10 protein-coding genes and 1 pseudogene are annotated in these 19,281 nt (G+C 44.3%); 10 read left to right on the top strand and 1 reads right to left on the bottom strand.

From position 1 onward, the window contains the following. Nucleotides 1-365 precede the first annotated feature (365 nt). Nucleotides 366-1,058, bottom strand: coding sequence for an MgtC/SapB family protein (locus JI65_RS09780; RefSeq protein ID WP_191015827.1), 693 nt, complete (start codon nt 1,056-1,058; stop codon nt 366-368). A 543-nt stretch (nt 1,059-1,601) separates the two neighbouring features. Here JI65_RS09780 and ppdK point away from each other — a divergent pair. The 10 genes and pseudogenes from ppdK to JI65_RS09830 all read left to right on the top strand — a co-directional run bounded on the left by ppdK (nt 1,602) and on the right by JI65_RS09830 (nt 19,280). Then, a pseudogene (gene ppdK, locus JI65_RS09785) lies at nt 1,602-4,314 on the top strand (pyruvate, phosphate dikinase). A 337-nt stretch (nt 4,315-4,651) separates the two neighbouring features. Next, the gene (locus tag JI65_RS09790; protein ID WP_191015830.1) at nt 4,652-6,130 is read left to right on the top strand and encodes a chorismate-binding protein; all 1,479 of its coding nucleotides are present in this window, start codon (nt 4,652-4,654) and stop codon (nt 6,128-6,130) included. Between the two features lie 117 nt (nt 6,131-6,247). Continuing rightward, nucleotides 6,248-7,876, top strand: a complete 1,629-nt coding sequence (locus JI65_RS09795; protein ID WP_191015833.1) for a bifunctional anthranilate synthase component II/anthranilate phosphoribosyltransferase — start codon at nt 6,248-6,250, stop codon at nt 7,874-7,876. 16 nt (nt 7,877-7,892) lie between these two features. Continuing rightward, nucleotides 7,893-9,395, top strand: coding sequence for a bifunctional indole-3-glycerol phosphate synthase/phosphoribosylanthranilate isomerase (gene trpF / locus JI65_RS09800; RefSeq protein ID WP_242457212.1), 1,503 nt, complete (start codon nt 7,893-7,895; stop codon nt 9,393-9,395). 234 nt (nt 9,396-9,629) lie between these two features. Continuing rightward, nucleotides 9,630-10,898: a tryptophan synthase subunit beta gene (gene trpB / locus JI65_RS09805; RefSeq protein WP_191015835.1), complete on the top strand. Its 1,269-nt coding sequence runs from the start codon at nt 9,630-9,632 to the stop codon at nt 10,896-10,898. Between the two features lie 32 nt (nt 10,899-10,930). Beyond that, a complete protein-coding gene (gene trpA / locus JI65_RS09810; protein ID WP_191015839.1) occupies nt 10,931-11,689 on the top strand; it encodes a tryptophan synthase subunit alpha in 759 nt (252 codons plus the stop codon). Nucleotides 11,690-12,219: 530 nt separating this feature from the next. Then, a complete protein-coding gene (locus JI65_RS09815) occupies nt 12,220-13,542 on the top strand; it encodes a hypothetical protein (protein ID WP_191015841.1) in 1,323 nt (440 codons plus the stop codon). A gap of 121 nt (nt 13,543-13,663) precedes the next feature. Continuing rightward, on the top strand, nt 13,664-15,496 hold the full coding sequence (locus tag JI65_RS09820) for an ABC transporter permease (RefSeq protein ID WP_191015843.1): 1,833 nt from the start codon (nt 13,664-13,666) through the stop codon (nt 15,494-15,496). After that, a complete protein-coding gene (locus JI65_RS09825) occupies nt 15,496-17,145 on the top strand; it encodes an ABC transporter ATP-binding protein (protein ID WP_191015845.1) in 1,650 nt (549 codons plus the stop codon). Before JI65_RS09820 ends, JI65_RS09825 begins: the two co-directional genes overlap by 1 nt. Nucleotides 17,146-17,624: 479 nt before the next feature. Continuing rightward, nucleotides 17,625-19,280, top strand: a complete 1,656-nt coding sequence (locus JI65_RS09830; RefSeq protein ID WP_191015848.1) for a WD40 repeat domain-containing protein — start codon at nt 17,625-17,627, stop codon at nt 19,278-19,280. Nucleotide 19,281 lies beyond the last annotated feature (1 nt).

The following is a 19,281-nucleotide window of genomic DNA, read 5'->3' on the forward strand; positions in this document are numbered from 1 at the left end:
CCTCCAGTCCGTTTGCATCGGTTAAAGCAGATGTCTCGACTGCGCTCGACATGACACAGCTATATGCTCAGCATGACAGAGATATGCTCGGCATGACAGGCGAGTTCTCTCGCATGACGGAATAGTTCGCGATGCACTGGCACTGGCGAGCACGCGGAATCCCCCTTTTTGTCACCTCGAGCGAAGTCGAGAGGTCTCCAGTCCGTTTGCATACGGTTAAAGCAGATGTCTCGACTGCGCTCGACATGACAGAACTATATGCTCGACATGACAGAACTATATGCTCGACATGACAGAACTATATGCCCGACATGACACTGCAGTATGCTCAGCATGACAGAGCTGTATACTCGACATTCGACCTTTTAGTCAGTTATCGAAAATTCCGCAAGGCCGCCGAGTTTTCCAAGTTCGTTCACAAGGGCTGAAAAATCGTCTTTTTTTGGGGCTTTTACAGAGTAGTGTAGAATTACAAGATTGCTTGCGATAATTCTGCTCATGTTAAAATCCGCGATGATGAATCCGTGTTTTTCGATTGTCGTTTTTAGTTCCGACATGTTCAGGTCTTTTTCGGGCGTGACTGAAAAAGTAATGTGCAACGATTTTACCCTTCCTCTCGGAAAGTGCTTGTCCTCGAACCGCTCAAGGATTATTAGTGAAAGGACAGCGACAACTACGCAGAGAATCGCCGGAATGTAAAGCCCCATTCCGATTGAGAGTCCGATTGCCGCTGCCGCCCAGATTATCGCCGCCGTCGTGAGACCGCGTATGTTCATTCCCTGTTTGAGAATTGCACCTCCGCCCAAAAATCCGATTCCGCTTACAACCTGCGCCGCTATGCGCTCCGAATCGCCGGGCTTAAGGCTTGGAACGTAGAGCGACAGAATGCCGAGAAGCGTTGCCGCTTCCGAGATGAGAATGAGCGTTCTGAGTCCGATGATGTGCTGACGGAATTTTCTTTCGAGTCCGAGTATTGAGCCTGCACAGAAACTCAGGACGATTCTTAGAATGCATGAAAGAAGAAATTTGTAGTCGAGTTGTAAGAAAATATTTTCCAAGTCTTAATCTCCTTTTTTTAGATAAAACTGCACAGCTTGATGTAAAAACGTTTTTCAGATTTTTAAATGGAGACTCTAAAAACTGTTGAATTTTAAGTTCTTAGAGATGCCCTAAAATAGGATTCTTAGTTGAATGAACTGAATCCTGTTGAATTTTTCGTTAAAAGCTCTTCAATGCTAAAACTGAAAGAATCGCTGAACCTCCGAACATAAGTTTGTCCGAACATTTTTCCATGATTTTCTGAATAACCGGAAAACCTAGAAGCACCTTTTTTAAATATATTTTCAGAATAACATGTGTTTTTTGTTCTGGCAAATTATATAATTTGGAAAATTAATTTTTTAATAAAAATCAGAAAAATCCAAAAAAAATATTTATGAAAAAAACGTAAAAAATGACGTTTTTGTTAAAAATTATCGATATTTTGAACAATTCCTTAAATAATCCTTGCAAATATCGTATTCTTTTGAAAATTCTGACTTATAATTGTATTATAATGACTAATTTTTAATTTGACGGCAACGAAATTTGGAGTTATGCTTATATCCATTATGAAGTATGTTTATTTTTTTGGTAATGGTGACGCGGATGGCGATGAGTCAATGCGCGCAGAGTTGGGTGGCAAAGGCGCAAACCTTGCACAGATGGCAAAAGCTCCTTTGAGTCTTCCTGTTCCTGCAGGTTTTACAATCACAACAGACGTATGTCAGGAATTCTATAAACTTGGACGTAAATATCCTGACGGACTTTCTGCTCAGGTTGATGAATATTTGGCTAAACTTGAGTCGGTTATGGGTAAAAAACTCGGTGACGAGAATGACCCTCTCTTGGTTTCTGTTCGTTCTGGTGCTGCAATTTCTATGCCAGGTATGATGGACACAATCCTCAACCTCGGTCTTAACGATAAAGCTGTTGAAGGTCTTGCAAAAAAGACTGGCAACGAGCGTTTCGCATGGGACGCTTACCGCCGATTCATTCAGATGTATGGCGATGTTGCAATGGGTGTTGACCACGACAACTTTGAAGCAATCATTGATGAAGTAAAAGCAAAAGCCGGTGTAAAAGAAGACACAGAGCTTACAACAGAGAATCTTAAAGAAATCGTTTCTAAGTACAAGGAAATGTACAAGAACGCTTCCACAGAGCGCAAACCTGCCGGCGAAGAATTCCCTCAGGATGACAAAAAAACAGATGTGGGGTGCTATTGGTGCCGTATTCGGTTCTTGGATGAACCCACGTGCTATCAAATACCGCAAGCTCAACAACATCAAAGAAGGTGCTTTGAAGGGAACTGCCGTAACTGTTATGGCAATGGTATTCGGTAATAAGGGCGAGACTTCTGGAACTGGTGTATGTTTCTCTCGCGACCCGTCTACTGGTGAGAACGTATTCATGGGTGAATACCTTATGAACGCACAGGGTGAGGACGTTGTTGCTGGTATCCGAACACCTCAGAAACTCTCTCAGCTTGAGCAGACAAACAAAGCAATCTACGACGAACTTTGCCAGATTCGTGAGCGACTTGAAAAGCACTATCACGACATGCAGGATATGGAGTTCACTGTTGAAGAAGGAAAACTCTTCATGCTCCAGTGCCGCAACGGTAAACGTACAGGTGCGGCTGCCGTTAAGATGGCTGTTGACATGGTTGGCGAAGGTCTTATTACAAAAGAGCAGGCTCTCTTGCGCGTTGAGCCAGAGCAGCTTAACCAGCTTCTTCTTCCACAGCTCGACAAAGACGCCGTTAAAAAGGCTACAGAAATTGCAAGTGGTTTGAACGCTTCTCCTGGAGCTGGATGCGGACAGATTGTATTTACTGCTGACGAAGCTGAGGCTTGGGCAAAAGAAGGAAAGAAAGTTCTCCTCGTTCGCAAAGAGACTTCTCCAGATGACATTGCCGGAATGGCTGTTGCACAGGGTATCCTTACTTCAACAGGTGGAAGAACATCTCACGCAGCCGTTGTTGCTCGTGGTATGGGAACTCCATGTGTTTGTGGTTGTGCGGACGTTACATTCAAAGATGCAAACACAATCGTTGTAAAAGGCAAAGAATACAAGAAAGGTGATTACCTTACAATCGACGGTGCAACTGGACGCGTATTCGAAGGTCAGGTTGCCGTAAAACCTGCTACAATTTCTGGCGATCTTGAGACTTTCCTTGGATGGGCAGACGAAGTTCGAAACGCTTCTGTTCGCACAACAGCTTCAGGAAAGACTGTAAAGGGATTTAACGTTCTTGCTAACGGTGACACACCAAAGAACGCTGAGGATGCATTCCGTTTTGGTGCAATGGGAATCGGTCTTTGCCGAACAGAGCACATGTTCTTTGACGAACCAAAACTCACTGCATTCCAGAAGATGATTGTTTCTGAGACAACTGAGGCTCGTAAAGAGAATCTTGCAAAAATCCTTCCATATCAGCAGAAGGACTTCTACGAAATTATCAAAACTATGGCTGGCCGCCCGGTAACAATCCGCTTGCTTGATCCTCCGTTGAACGAGTTCATTCAGGCTGAGACAGACGCTGCTGCTACTGCACTTGCTTCTAAACTCGGCATGGACAAAGCTGCCCTCGTTGCAAAAGTTGCAGCTCTTGATGAGCACAACCCAATGCTCGGTCATCGTGGTTGCCGTTTGGCTATCACTTATCCAGAGATTTACGAGATGCAGGTTGAAGCAATCGCTCGCGCTACAGCTCAGCTCGACAAAGAAGGTGCTAAACACGACGTTAGAATTATGATTCCAAACGTTGTTACATACAAAGAAGTTGAGCAGATTCGCGGACAGGCAGAAGCTGTAATTGCTAACGTAAACAAGGAGTGCGGAACAAACCTTAAGTTCCAGATTGGTTCTATGGTTGAATTCCCACGTACAGCTCTTTCTGCTGACAAAGTTGCTAGCGTTGCAGACTTCTTCTCATTCGGTTCTAACGACCTTACACAGACAACTCTCGGATTCAGCCGCGACGACTATGGTAAGTTCATTAATTCTTACCTTGATCAGCGCGTTCTTGAGGACGATCCATTTGCAACACTTGATCCTGATGGTCCAGGTGCACTTATGGAGATTGCTGAGGCTAAAGGACGCAGCGTAAAAGCAGACCTTCACCTCGGAATCTGTGGTGAGCATGGTGGAGACCCTGCTTCAATCGAGTTGTGCTATAAATATGGCTTGAACTACGTTTCTTGTTCACCATTCCGCGTACCGTTGGCACGTTTGGCTGGTGCACAGGCTGTAATCAAAGCAAACAAATAATCGGCATCTTTTGTCGTGGGCCGGGATTTTCTTGGCCCGAATTAAATTAGGCTTCTAAAAAATATATTTTCGCGCGGGGAAGCGTTCTTGTATAGAATGTTTTTCCGCGCGTTTTTTTTGCTCCGTTACAGAGATGCTGAAAATAGTTCAGCATGACAAATTTTTAGTTTGGAATGACGTTTCTGTAGAAAATCTACATGTCCCTTTCTATTTATCTGTCCCCATCTGCGTCAAAAAGAGCGAAAAAATTGTTGTTTCTATTGACAGAAACAATTTTATAAGTGTATATTTTTAATGTAAGATGTTTCTGTAGATAGAAACAAAAGGAGTTAAAAATATGTCACGCACAGATTCAATTTATTTTTCACTTGGTTGTGACCGTTATACGCCATTTTCTTTGGCTAGGAAAATCGGGGCGTCCGCAATTTTGGAAAGTGCCAGCTTTGCGCGTGGAAGGGAGCGATATTCGATTCTTCTTTTGGAGCCAGCTTTTCATATTGTTCAGGATGACGAAGGCGTGGCTTTTTTGATAGACGGGCGACGCTTGCCGTACAAAGGAAAAAACGAGACTGGCGAAACGATAGCTCCTGGAAGTCGCGTTCTTCACACTCCGGATATTTTGGATGCGCTCTTGTATGTGGCGGAGCAAAACGATTTGAGCAAAGTTCGTTTTGCGGACGGAAGTGAAAAAGTGAATCAGATTCCGGTTCCTGCGAGCGGGCTTGGCTATTTGAGCTATGAGTTTGCTGCAAGGTGCGACACGATAACTCTTGCGCCACAGAATGACGAACTTCATATTCCAGAAAGTGAATTTGTTGCGGGGCATATTTACGTTGTTTTCGATCATTTTACAGAAACTCTTCACATTTTTGCGCTCAACTACAATGAGCATCAGATTGATTTGGAAAAAGCCGTTGAGGATTTGAAAAAGCGTTTGAACGATATGGATTTTTCTTATCTTTCGGCGCCGGAAGAACCTTGCGAGGTTAAGACGATTACGAATCTTGAGCAGAGCGAGCGAGAATACAAAGAAAAAGTTGAGGCAATCAAAAAAGAAATCATTGCGGGAAATCTTCTGCAAGCCGTTCCGAGCCGACGCTTGCAGCTTGAATGCGAAAATTCTGCGCTTGAGATTTATAGAAGACTTCGTGCTGTAAATCCAAGTCCTTATCTTTTTTACATTGATTTTGGAGAGAGACAGCTTATTGGTTCAAGCCCTGAAAGTCTTGTGCGCGTGCGCGAAGGTGTTGCTTCTATTCGGCCGATTGCTGGAACTCGTCGCCGCGGAAAAAATTCTGGCGAGGATGAAAAATTAAAATCAGAGCTTTTGAATGATTCAAAGGAGCGGGCAGAGCACTTGATGCTCGTTGATTTGGCCCGCAACGACTTGGGCAGAGTTTGCCAGAACGGCAGCGTTGAAGTTATGCGATTTATGGAAGTCGAGATGTTCAGTCATGTAATGCACATAGTTAGCGACGTTCAGGGAAAAGTTAAAAAAGATTTTAAGCCTATTCAAGTGCTTCGTGCGGCATTTCCGGCGGGAACGGTTTCGGGCGCGCCAAAAATCAGTGCAATTCAGATTTTGAGCCGTCTTGAAAAAACTAAGCGACGCTTTTATGCCGGCGCGGTCGGATACATTCAATCTAACGGCGATTTGGATTTTTGCATCGCAATACGATGTGCGCTAAAGCAAGGAAAAGTTTGGAGTTTGCAGGCTGGCGGCGGAATCGTTTATGACAGCAATGCCGACCGCGAGTGGGAAGAAACGAACGAAAAACTCGGTGCGTTGCGCTCGGTTTTTGAGAAAACTGAATAAATCGGACTGCAAAAAAATGGGGATTTTAAGGGGCCGGCCCCTTAGGTGAAGGGGTAGCGACCAACGAAGTGGGCGCGAGGGGGAGACTTCCCCCTTCTGTATAAAATGGAGGAAAAAATGATTGCATTCATCGACAATAAAGACAGTTTTAGTTTTAATATCGTTCAGAGTTTGGAACGTGTTTCTGGCAGCGAAGTGCGGGTTTTCCGTTCGGAAGAATCGACTGTCTCTGAAATTGAAGAGGCTAAGCCGACCCACATCGTTGTTGGGCCTGGGCCTGGAAATCCAAAAGAGGCCGGAATTTCTTGCGACGTGATTCGTCATTTTGCCGGAAAACTTCCGATTCTTGGGATTTGTCTTGGACATCAGGCGATTGGCGAGGCGTTCGGGGCTAAAATTGTGGGGGCAAAATACATTCGCCACGGAATCGTAGAGGAAATTAAGACTGACGGTCGGGGAATTTTTAGGACTATCGGGCTAAAAGGCAATTTTACGCGCTATCATTCGCTTGTAATTGACGAAAGCACGCTTCCAGAGGATTTTGAAGTTACGGCTCGTGCGAAGGACGGCGACATTATGGGAATCCGCCACAAAAAATTCGTTATTGAAGGCGTTCAGTTTCATCCGGAATCGATTGCGAGCGAAAAAGGCGACGCACTTTTTAAGGGATTTTTGAATTACAGCCGAGAAAATATTTCGTCTGTTTTGATTTTGAATCAGCTAATCGACAAAAAACAGCCGTTGACTCATGAACAGGCTGCAAGTTTTATTGGCGAGCTTACAGACGGCACGATGGACGAAAAAATCGCTTCGTCAATTCTTACTGCAATGGCGGCGCGCGGGCTTCCTACTGCGGACGAAATGGCCGGGGCTGCGGGCGTAATGCTCAAAAAGAAGACAAAATTCCCGCTTGAATGTTCTGGCTTGGCAGAAATTGTTGGAACTGGCGGCGACGGAAAAGGCTCGTTCAACATTTCATCTCTTTCGGCACTCGTTGCTTCGAGCTGCGGTCAAGTGATGGCAAAGCACGGAAATCGTGCGGTCAGCTCAAAATCTGGGGCGGCAGACTTTTTTGAAGCTCTTGGCGTGAACATTATGGCTAAGCCTGAAAAAACGGCAGAACTTGTTAAAAAAACTGGCTTCGGATTTTTGATGGCTCCGGTCTATCACTCTGCAATGCGATTTGCGGCTCCAATCAGAAAGGCTCTCGGAATCAAAACGATTTTTAACGTTCTTGGCCCTCTTTTGAATCCTGCGAATGCCGAATTTGAGGTTTTGGGAGTTTATTCAAAAGAACTTCTAAAAGATTATGCTCATGCGGCAAAAACTCTTGGGGCTAAACGCGTGATGGTCGTAAATTCAGAGGACGGATACGACGAGATTTCGCCTTGTGCAAAGACTTTCGTTTATCAAATCGATGAAAAAGGCAACGAAAATCAGTACGTGATTGACCCGAAAAATTTTGGAATTGCCGATGCTGACGAAAACGAACTTTATGGCGGAAACGGAATGGATAACGCGGCTTTGGCGATGGAAGTCTTAAACGGCGGCGGAAGAAAGACAATCCGTTATGCAGTTGGCTTGAACGCCGGTGCGGTTTTGTATCTTTCTGGAAAAGCTCGCTCGTTAAAAGACGGCTATGCAATGGCACTCAATGCGATTGACAGCGGAAAGACTCTGGAAAAATTGAAGGAAATTCAAAAAATAAGCAACGAGTTGAATCCTGAGTCAAAGCTTAGCGCATAAGGGTGGCGGAGAAATTATGAGCGACATTCTTACGACGATAATTGAGAGACGGCTTTCTGACATTGAAAAGCTCGGACTGGAATTCGGTTGCAAAATTCCTAAAGAGCGTTCCCGTAAAGTTCACCCGTTTTTGAACGAAAAAGGCTTGATTCTTGAGGTAAAGCGGGCTTCTCCGAGCAAAGGCGACATTGCGCCGAATCTTGACAGCTACCAGACGGCTTTGGCTTATTCTGAGTCTGGGGCGAGGGCGATTTCTTGCCTTACCGAAAAGAATTTTTTTAAAGGTTCGCTCGAAGATTTGATGAACGTTTGCAAGGCTGTGGACGATTTTGAAAAGGCTGAAAATGATTTCCCAAAAAAATCGCCTGCAGTTTTGAGAAAAGATTTTCTTTTGTCAAAGGAAGAAATTGAGGTTTCATTTAGGGCCGGAGCTGACGCGGTTCTTTTGATTGCCCGAATTCTGACGAAAGAAACTTTTTTGGAAATGGCGGAAGAAGTGGTTCGGCTCGGACTTACAGGCTTGATTGAAGTTCGAACGGACGACGATTTGGAAAAACTTGCTTTCGTGATGGCTCACGTGGACAAAAATCATTTTGTTTGCGGAGTGAACAGCCGAGACCTTTCAACGTTCAAAATTGATTTGCTCCGGCCCGTAATGATGAAAGAAAAAATCGTTAAAATTATGGGAAGCGACGCAAGAATCATTTTTGAAAGCGGCGTTACGACTGCGGAATGCGCTGCTTCTGTTGGTTCGCTGGGCTTTGCCGGAATTTTGCTCGGCGAGGCGGCTGCAAAAAATCCTTGCATGGCAAAAGAATTTGTGCACGCGTTTGAGAACTCTAAAAAAACTGAAAACGCGAGCTTTTGGCTTGAATACGCTGAATCTTCCTGGGCGAATCGGGCTAAAAAAACTCGGCTAAAAATCTGCGGGTTTACCCGAAGCGAAGATGCCGAGTTTTCCGAGTCTCTGGGTGCGGATTTTTTGGGTTTTGTTTTTTCGGACGGATTTGCGCGAAGCGTTACGCGAGAAAATCGGCTCGAAAATTTGCTGCCGATTCTTTCCAATTTGAAAGCAAAAAAAGTTGCGGTGATTACTGAAACAGAATCTTCTGAGGCAAAAAAAGCAATCGAGTTCGTAAAAGACGGAATTTTTGATGTAATTCAGCTTCATAAAATTCAATACGAAAAAGTGAATGCAGAAATCTTGAATCTTCCGCATTATTTTGCGACAGACAATTTTGACGAATACGAAAAACTTGCCTCAAAAGGCGAAATGCGTGTTCTTCTTGATTTGCACGGAAAGAGTTCAGAAAATGCGTTTACTGAGCGGAGCAAAAAAAATATTGTTTGCGAGGTAAAATGGCTTGCCGGCGGAATTACTCCGCAAAACGCAAAAGAAATTCTTGAGCGGTTTAAAGCAGAGCTTATTGATGTTTCTGGCGGGGTGGAGAACGAAGGTCTTGTCGGCATAAAAGACGAATCAAAACTGAGAGAACTTTGTTTGGCATGTCTGGCTTGACCCTATATTTTAAAAGAGGCTCAATTTCGAGTTTGAAAAGTGGACAAAAAATCTGCTCTGGCGGTAGTGGAGGGGGAGCAAAAAAATGATTCTGAGCGTCGCGAGCGTTAGCGAGTCGGATACCTCTAAAGCTCAGCCGTCATTTTTTTGAAACGCCGCAACGGACGGCAGAGCAGATTTTTACACTGATTTAAAAACTCGACATTGAACCTACTAATTTTTGTGAGGAAATAAATGGCTTATTCTGATAATGGATTTTTTGATAATTATGGCGGAAAGTACGTTGCGGAGGTTTTGAGACGACCTTTGGACGAGTTGGAAGTCGCTTTTAAGGAAGCGATGAATGACAAGGATTTTTTGGACGAACTTGAAGTGATTCGTCGTGACTACATTGGGCGTGAAACCCCGCTTTATTTTGCGCCAACGGCAACAAAATTGCTCGGCGGTGCGCAGATTTACATCAAACTTGAAGGACTTGCGAACACTGGCGCGCACAAAATCAACAACGCAATCGGACAGTGCCTGCTTGCAAAGCGAATGGGCAAAAAGCGAATCATTGCCGAAACAGGGGCTGGCCAGCACGGTCTTGCGACTGCGGCGGCATGTGCAAAACTCGGTCTTGATTGTACGATTTACATGGGTGAAGTTGACGTTCGCCGTCAGCAGCCGAATGTTGCCGCAATGGAGTTGTACGGGGCCAAAGTTCATCCTGTTACGAGCGGAAGCCGCACTTTAAAAGATGCCGTAAACGAGGCGATGCGTGACTGGGCTGCAAATCCCGACACAACGCATTATGTTTTGGGAAGTGCCCTTGGGCCGGCTCCGTTCCCGGACATTGTGCGCGAGTTTCAGAGCGTTATTGGCCGCGAAGTAAAAAAACAGGCAGAGGAAAGAGGAATAAAAATCGGGGCGATGGTTGCCTGTGTTGGAGGCGGCTCTAATTCAATCGGATTTTTTGAGCCGTTCATAAATCAGAAAGAGCCGCGCTTAATCGGTGCGGAGGCCGGCGGAATTGGCCCGAACGTGGGCGAGAACGCAAGCCGAATGACAGGAAAGGCTGCCCGCGACGGAATTTTGCAAGGTTACAAAAGCCGATTCTTGCTTGATGAAGACGGACAGGCTCTTCCGACTCGTTCGATTTCTGCGGGACTTGATTATTGCGGAATCGGTCCGCAGCTTGCGAGCCTCGGAAAAAGCGGGCGAGTGGAGTTCACTTCGATTTTGGACAAAGAGGCTCTGGAAGCGGTTAAGTTTTTTGCACGGAACGAAGGAATCTTGTTCGCGCTAGAATCTGCTCACGCCGGGGCTGCGGCAATGAAAATCGCGAAAGAACTTCCGAGCGACCAGGCGATTATCATCAATATGAGTGGACGCGGTGACAAGGACGTTTTTATTACGAGTCCGGTTTTCCGTCCGAATGAGTGGCTTGATTTCTTGCATTCGGAAATTGAACGTTTGGAAAGCAAAAAAGACATTCACGATGCAAAGTCGATGAAAATCTAGAAAGCAGCCACTTTAAGAAACAGGAGAAAATTATGCAGAAAATAAAACTTATGAGTCATCTCGTTGCGGGCTATCCTTCTGAAGAAAGTGCCCTGACTGTTGCTCGTTCACTCGTAAAGGGCGGCGCGGATATTTTGGAGATTCAGCTTCCTTTTTCAGACCCAAGTGCCGACGGCCCTGCGATTCAGACGGCCTGCACAAAAGTTTTGGAGCGTGGCTACCGAACTTCTGACGGTCTTTCGTTTATTGCGAAGATTCATTCTGAATTCCCTGACGTTCCGATTTATTTGATGAGTTACGGAAGTTTGATTTACACGCCAGGAGTTGAGAACTTTTGCAAAAAGGCGGCAGAGGCTGGCGTAAAAGGAATGATAATCCCTGATTTGCCTTTTGATTTTGATGAAGGTTTGACAGAGGCTTGCAAAAAAAATGGCATGATAAATATCCCCGTTGCGGCTCCGTCAATGGCCCCGGAACGACTTTATAAAATGGCTCATGCGGGCTTTCCGTACATTTACGCGGCTCTCCGCGTGGGAATCACTGGTACGGACACAAAAATCGGCGAAGACACGCTTTCGTTCCTAAAAAGAGTGAGCGAAGGCGGAAGCAAGATTTACGGAGGTTTTGGCATTTCGAACGGCGAACAGGCAAAGGCACTCGCTTCGTCCGTTGAGGCGATTGTTGCTGGTTCTGTTTTTGTCCGCATTATTGCAGAAAATCAGCACGAGCCAGAAAAAATGGCGTCGTTGATAGAAGCTAAGGCAAGGGAACTTGTTGGAGGGGAGTTGTAATTTTGACACAGATGAACACGGATAGATACAGATAGGACACAGATAAATTTAAAGATGAAAATTGCGCTTCGGCTTCGCTCAGCGACCGTTACTCATTGTCTGTGGTGGTTGAGCGGAGTCGAAACCGCAACCATCACAACCGCGAGGAAAACAGCTTGCCACTGTCCACCAAAAACGTTTGTAAACTGCCTTGCAAAGCTCAAAGCCAAATACGCGAGGTGGTCTGCGAATGTGCAAGTTGCCCCGACCTCCCCAAAGTTGCGAGCGAGGCGTGAGCAACAAAACTGCCTCTCCGAGTCGCCGCCGTGCTTGTCGCGGCGACTCGGAAACACCTGCAAAGAGTCCCACCCACACTGTAGTTTTCGCTAGAAAACTACGGGGAAACGCACAAGTCTAACCTTCTGTCAGAAAAAAAACTCTTGCGTTTCCTTAAAGTAGTTTTAGAATAAATTCTTGTATAACCAACATAATTCCGACATTTTTTCTTGCTGCTACAGGGGTGTTGGAAATCAAAAAAGGAGGAATTTATTTTGAAAAAATCTGTTATTTGCTTTGCATTGGGAGCAGTTGCTATGCTCGGAATTGGCTGCAACGAGAAAAAAAATGTGCAGGCCGAAAAGTCAGAAGTTCAAAAAATCATTGAACAGGCAGAAAGCATGAGTTTTGACGAGCTTTGCAAAAAAGCTATTGAAGAATCAAAATCTGCAACAATCAAGGGAATCGGAAACTCTAGCCGCGGAAAAACAGCCGGAGCCGCATTCATCGACTATCTAAAATCTTTGGACCCGTCTTACGGCGGAACAATCGAGTGGTCTCAGCCTAAGAACAACTCAATATTTACGACGCTCACAGTTGACTACAAATCTTCGAAGCCTGAATATTTTATGACATTGATTCAGGACGGAAATCAGATTCAGTCAAAAATGATGGACACAGGAATCCTTCGAACGTTCATTCCAAAAGAGTGGGCGGAAGCAAACAAACTTGAAAAGAAAGATTATCCTGAGCTTCTTTCGCTTCAGACGTTGAATAAAGTCTTTATGTTCAACAACGGAAACGGAACTGATTTTACGAACTGCTGGGATTTTGTTGCGGAAGGAAAATCCGGAATGTACATGGACGTAAACTCAGAGCTTGTAGGAAAAAACTTCCTTTACATGCTTTCTTCTGACAAATATTCAACATGGCTCAAAAACGCTTTTGACGCACTTGACGAGTCAAAAAAATCATATTTCAAGCCAATCATCGAAGAATGCGCTACCGTTGCAAAAAATTACGGAATTGAAGGCGAGAACGCAAAATACGGTCTTGCGTGGGCAAAATTGTGGGTTCAGAATTACAACGCAATGACTGACGACGGACCGATTTGCACCGAGCTCGTAACAAAATCTGCTGCAGGTGAATTCGCACTCATCGTTTATTCAAAGCTCCGCTCGGTTTCAGAAACTGCCGAAGCCTCTGTAAACAACATCACCGTAGCGGCTTACAAAGACGGATACAAAGGAATCGGCGGATACGGATATTGTCACTACCTCGAAGTTATGGATTCTTCTCCGTACCCTTGGACGGCCTGTGCGTTCATCTCTTTCATGGTCACAAAACTTGACGGATTCTCCGCGTGGGGAAAAGACATGGGCGGATATTCAGCAAACCCGGTTCTTGCCGCAGAAAACGAAGCAAAATACAACCACAGCAAAGCCGGCGGTGAGGAATTCCCTGCAAAGAATGACCGCGGATTTGAATGGTGGTCAAGCGAAAATGGTGGTGCACTCGTAATCGAGGATCCAAAATACTGCTCAGAAGTTTCTATTGAGCTTGGCGACTGGATTGATTCACTCCGAGGCGGACGCTAGTTAAAACTTTTTGAATCTAACGGACGCGGTTTATTTGTTTTGCCGCGTCCTTTTTTATTTGAGAGTTTCTTTAAAAAGTAAAATTTTTTGAAGTTTATTAAAAAATTATGAAGGAAAATATATGGCTCAAAATACAGTTACTGTAAGACCATATTTGTCGCCTCTTCGAATGAACCGCCTAAAAACGTTCTTCGAAAAGCCCCAGAATGTGATTTTACTTTTATTTGGAATCGTTCTTTCCATCTCAACAATCGCGCCAATCATTTACCTTGCAAAAGACACCGTTGCGGTTCATGCGGGCACGATAGATTCCGTTCGCACAGGTCTAAAGGAAGGTCAGTACACTCTTTACAACTGGATTGATATTTTTACGGGCAAGCTTGCAAAAATCAACTTGTGGCTTCCGCTTTTGAATACCGTAATCCTCGCCGTTTTAACGTGTTTGATTTCGATTTTTTACGGCGGAGTTTTTGCATATCTCGTTACGCGAACAAATTTAAAATTCAAGCAGTATCTAAGCTCGATTTTTATTTTTCCATACATCATGCCGCAGTGGACGCTTGCCATGGTCTGGCGAAACGCGTTCAACTCGAATGCCGTAACGCACGGCTCGGACGGTCTTTTGGCTTCGCTTTTTGGAATTCACATGCCGATTTGGTGGTGCCAGGGACTTTTTCCCAGCGCAATTGTTCTTGGGCTACATTATGCGCCGTTCGCCTACATTTTGATTGGCGGAATCTTCCGCAACATGGACGCGAACCTTGAAGAAGCCGCTACGATTCTTGACACTCCAAAATGGAAAAGCTTTTTTTGCGTAACGCTTCCTCTAGTTCGGCCAGCGATTCTTTCTACAATCCTTCTCGTTTTTGGAAGCGCGATGGGAAGCTATCCTGTTCCTCATTATCTGGGGCTTGCGACGCTTTCCACAAAATACGTGGCTTTAAGTTCTTCCCGTGCGGGCGAAGCCAGCATCATTGCAATCATAATGATGATTTTTGGCGTGGCAATTCTCCTGTTGAATCAGGGAAGCACTTCGAGCCGAAAAAATTACACCACCGTAACCGGAAAATCTGGTCAGATTTCAAAAGCGAATCTCGGAACTTACGGAAAATACCTCGTGGCATTGATTTTCATTATCTTTACGCTGTTCACGAGCATTTACCCGATTATCTCGTTTGCAATCGAAACGTTCCTGCCGAATCCTGGCGACTACAGCTTCCTAAAAACCGGCGATTTCTCGCTGCTCACCACAAAATGGTGGGCAACTAGCGACACGCAGGGCGAATATGGACTTTTTGGACAGCTTGGTATGCTTTACAACAAGCAGATTTGGAAGGCATTCGCAGGTCAGCTTTACGTCGCGCTTATCTGTTCGCTGTTTGCGGGAACAATCGGAACACTTGTAGGCTACGCAGTGAGCAAAAACAGGCGGAGCCGTGCCGCGGCTTACGTTAACTCGGTTGCCTTCTTGCCGTACTTAATGCCGTCGCTTTCTGTGGGAGTCGCTTTCCTTATTTTTGGAAAAACTCTCTCAATCGGAGGTTCGTTCCTTATTTTGATGATTACTGGAACTGTAAAATACATTCCGTTTGCAAGCCGGGCATCTCTAAATTCAATGCTTCAAATTTCAGGCGAAATCGAAGAGGCTGCGATTATTCAGGACATTCCGTGGACAAAGCGAATGTTCGGAATAATCATTCCGATTCAAAAAAGTACGATTATTTCAAGCTTCCTGTTGCCGTTTATGACTTGTCTCAGGGAACTTACGCTTTTCATGCTACTGTGCGATCAGTTCAAGATTATGACAACCGCAATGGACTATTTTGACGAAATGGGACTTTACGCGTTCTCAAGCGGAATGAACCTTATCCTTATCGTTACGATTCTTATTTTCAATGCTCTTATTAATAAACTCACAGGAGCCAGCATTGACAAAGGTGTAGGAGGAAAATAATGCCACAAATAAAACTTACGAATGTTACGAAACGCTGGGGAAAATTCTACGGCGTAGATAGATTGAATCTTTTGATTGACGACAATGCCTTCGTCACTTTGCTTGGACCTTCCGGTTGCGGAAAAACGACCACGCTCCGAATGATTGCAGGGCTTGAGACTCCGACTTCCGGCAGAATCGAAATAGGCGACCGTGTTGTTTACGACAGCGAACTTGGAATCAACGTGCCGCCGAACAAACGAAAAGTGGGATTCTTGTTCCAAAATTACGCACTTTGGCCGAATATGACGGTTTATAAGAATATTGCTTTTGGTCTGAGCAATATAAAAGAGGAACTTCCTGTTTACAATTGGGAACTCAAAATCAATTCAAAAATCTATGAGATTTTGCAGAACCCTTCAAAAATCATTTCGGTAATCGATGAATGCAAGGACAAAAATGAAAAAATTGATGAAGAAAAAGTTTTGATGAAATTAATTGACACTTTTGAAATCTCAATGTTCACTGCAAAGAAGATTTTTGCTTACTCGTTCCACAAACAGCCGGATTATCAGGCGCGCGCAAAGGAGATTTCTGCAAAATTAAAAGAAAAAAATGATTCGATTGTGAGCCAGTCAAAAAACGATGGAATTTCTTTTTCGAAGGATTTCCAGATTTTGCAGGCTGAAAAACCGCTTGTAAAAGAACGCAAACTTACCGACGAAGAAATTGACCTTGCCGTTCGAAAGGTTTCCCGCGTCGTAAAAATCGGAATGTTCATGGACAGATATCCTGCGGAACTTTCGGGCGGTCAGCAGCAGCGCGTGGCGATTGCGAGAACTCTTGCCCCTGAGCCGAGCGTTCTTTTTATGGACGAGCCTCTTTCTAACCTTGACGCAAAACTTCGTCTGGAAATGCGTTATGAATTACAGAGACTTCATATTGAAACTGGAAGCACGTTCGTTTATGTTACGCATGACCAAATGGAAGCGATGACACTCGCAACAAAAATCTGTCTTATAAACAACGGCGTTTTGCAGCAGTATGAGCCTCCGCTCACGGTTTACAATCGTCCGAACAATCTTTTTGTAGCGGATTTTGTGGGCAATCCTTCCATAAATTTTATTGACGCGCAGGGCGAGCAGATTGCGAACGGGGAATTGAAGCTAAAAATCTTTGATGATTTTGAAGTTTCTTTTGTTCCAGAAAGCGGTTTTAACCTTGACTCGTGGTACAAAGACCGGGATTTGCAGATTCATAACAAAGAAGAAAATGAAAAACTTTACTCTCTCGAACACGGATATGTTGAAAAAGCCAACAAGGATGAAGTTTTTAAATATCCGGTTGCAAAGATTTCTGACGAGCAGGGCTTTGCCGAAAAAGAAGAATCGCTTCCGAAGAACGGTGATTTTGTTTTGGGCGTTCGTCCTGAATTCTTGCAGATTGCCGAAAACGGAATGTTCAATGCGGAGATTTGCGGTGCCATGCCGACGGGTCTTGAGTCCACAATCAAACTGAAAGTAAAGGACTTTTTGCTTACCAGTGTTGTGTTTGGCGGTGTTACGTTTGAAATTGGTTCTACTCACGGAATCAATTTTGCCAGCAACAACATTCTGCTTTTTGACCGAAAAACTGGTCGTAGAATAACCAGCGGTTCTATAAAGGCCTAATATCGAGTTTTTTAATCAGCTTAAAAAATGCGTCCACTACCAGAAAAGCGCGTCTTTTTTGTCATGGCTGAAGGTAATAGGAATCCGACTGCAAAAAACAATACCGTGGTTGAGCATAGGCGAAACCACGGTATTGTTAACTGGTAAATGTAAAAAAAAATTGTTTGTACGACCGCAAAAAAAGTTTTTGTTCAGTATAGAAAAATTATTAACGCCGCAAAGTGGCGCACCTTGCAAACATTTCTCCAAAGCCGTTTTTTAACAACTTTTCATATCTGCGTCAAAAATCTAAAAAAAAATCTCTAAAAAGTCTAAAAAAACAACTGAAAATCAGAAAATATTTCGTTATAATACTAATTATTATTAGGACTGCAAAAATTTTACTTCTCAAAACTTTTGGAAGATACGCGCGGCCTATAATTTATTTATGAAAGTTTTTTTAGCCAACGGAAAACAAAAGTGGCTGTTTTTCGTCTCTTTTGTTTTTGATTTTTAATATTTCCTCATTTGCTCAAAATCGTCTTACAAGCGTTGTGTCAAAGGCGGATTTTTCTGTCCAGGCTGTGGCTTGGGGGCACACTTTTGCGGGGCGCAATTATATCGCCGCGGGGTGTGGAAGTTCTGTTGAGCTTTGGAATGCTGACACGAACAAAAAAGAAAAAGTTTTTCTCCACGAAACAGGCAAAAACGAAAATGCTCCGTACCGAGTGGCAAATGTGCTTTCTCTTCAATTCAGCAGCGACGGAAAATATCTTTTGAGCCTTTGGAGCGACGGAATTGCACAGGTGAACGCGATTCTTTGCGACGGCGAGGGCGAAGAAAACGATGAATTGGCTCAACGGCCCGCTTTAATCCGCTGGGCGGACAATAAAAACGACGGTGCGCAGGAATCTGACTCAAAAATGGAAGCCGTAACATTCGCCGGGCACAGCTTTAAAATCATCGTGCCGCTGGACGGAAAAAATCTTTACGAAAGTTTTGAGCTTCTTGTAACAAAAGAACGACTGATTTCAAAACGGCTCGAATTCAATTCAAAAATTTGGGCGTTGAGTTCAAGTTCCGACGGAAAATGGATTTTGGCCGCTGAGTCAGACGAAAAAGCGAGTTTGGTGAATACCGAAAATTGGCAGATTGAGAAAACTTTTTTGATTTCAAAGTCTGCTGGAATCAAACCTGTGCTGAATTCTGACGGAAAACGCATTTTGTGTGCCGACGAAAACGGAAAATTAAAGATTCTTGAAATTCATTCCGGGGCGGTCGTGGACATTTTGGATTCTGACACGTTCGTGAATTCAGCGAATTTTTCTCCAGACGGAAATCTCGTGGCAAGTGCCACAAAAAACGGAACAGTAAAAATTTTTAACGCAGCGAATGGCAAACTTTTGCGTGTCATCGCCCTTAATTCAAATGACGTTGCAAAAGACGTGGTTTTTAGCAATGACGGTCGGTTTGTTCTTGCGGGAACACAAAACGGATTTTTGTACAAATTCGATTTGACCGAAAAAAAATCGGAAAACAAAACACTTACCGACGACAGCTATTTAATAGAAGAAAATAGTGATTCTGCTCTTAAAGCAGATAAATCAAAATCGGAGGACGACGAAAAAATCGTTTACGTTTACAAAAAAAATCCTTCGGAAGACGGCTTGAATCATCTTGCATTTGCTTTTGGCTACGAAAATCTTCCAAAGAATTATTACATCGGAATCGAAAGTTTGCAGGTGAGCTACCGAAACTTTTCAAAAATGCCGTTTTACTTTGGCGGAAGCGCTTCGCTGGGACTTGGAATCCCCGGAAGCGATTTCCCGTACAAATATTATTCTGGGGGCGAAAAAGTGAACGACCCTTACGAATACGTGCTTGATGCGGCTGGATTGGGCGGGGCCGTCTGGTATTTGCCGCAGTACGATTTGCAGCTTTTTTGCGAACTTGCCCTGGGCTTGAATTTTCGGCTGCTCTACAACAACAGCATTGAAAACAGCAGTTTTGGAAAAATCTACGCAGGCTTGTTCAGCGAGTTTGACGTTGGCGTGCAGTGGAAAATGTTCAGAATTTGGGGCGGCGTGATTTACGACAGCAATCTTGAACTTTTGGGCAACATTCACGTAGGCTTTACGATACCGTTTGGCAACTGAA

The organism is Treponema zioleckii (assembly GCF_014737315.1).
GTDB lineage: Bacteria > Spirochaetota > Spirochaetia > Treponematales > Treponemataceae > Treponema_D > Treponema_D zioleckii.

Excerpts from the sequence above, each read along its gene's own strand:
- JI65_RS09790 (WP_191015830.1), top strand. The coding sequence starts at position 4,652 with ATGTCACGCACAGATTCAATTTATTTTTCACTTGGTTGTGACCGTTAT.
- trpB (WP_191015835.1), top strand. The coding sequence starts at position 9,630 with ATGGCTTATTCTGATAATGGATTTTTTGATAATTATGGCGGAAAGTAC.
- trpA (WP_191015839.1), top strand. The coding sequence starts at position 10,931 with ATGCAGAAAATAAAACTTATGAGTCATCTCGTTGCGGGCTATCCTTCT.
- trpF (WP_242457212.1), top strand. The coding sequence starts at position 7,893 with ATGAGCGACATTCTTACGACGATAATTGAGAGACGGCTTTCTGACATT.
- JI65_RS09825 (WP_191015845.1), top strand. The coding sequence starts at position 15,496 with ATGCCACAAATAAAACTTACGAATGTTACGAAACGCTGGGGAAAATTC.
- JI65_RS09795 (WP_191015833.1), top strand. The coding sequence starts at position 6,248 with ATGATTGCATTCATCGACAATAAAGACAGTTTTAGTTTTAATATCGTT.
- JI65_RS09820 (WP_191015843.1), top strand. The coding sequence starts at position 13,664 with ATGGCTCAAAATACAGTTACTGTAAGACCATATTTGTCGCCTCTTCGA.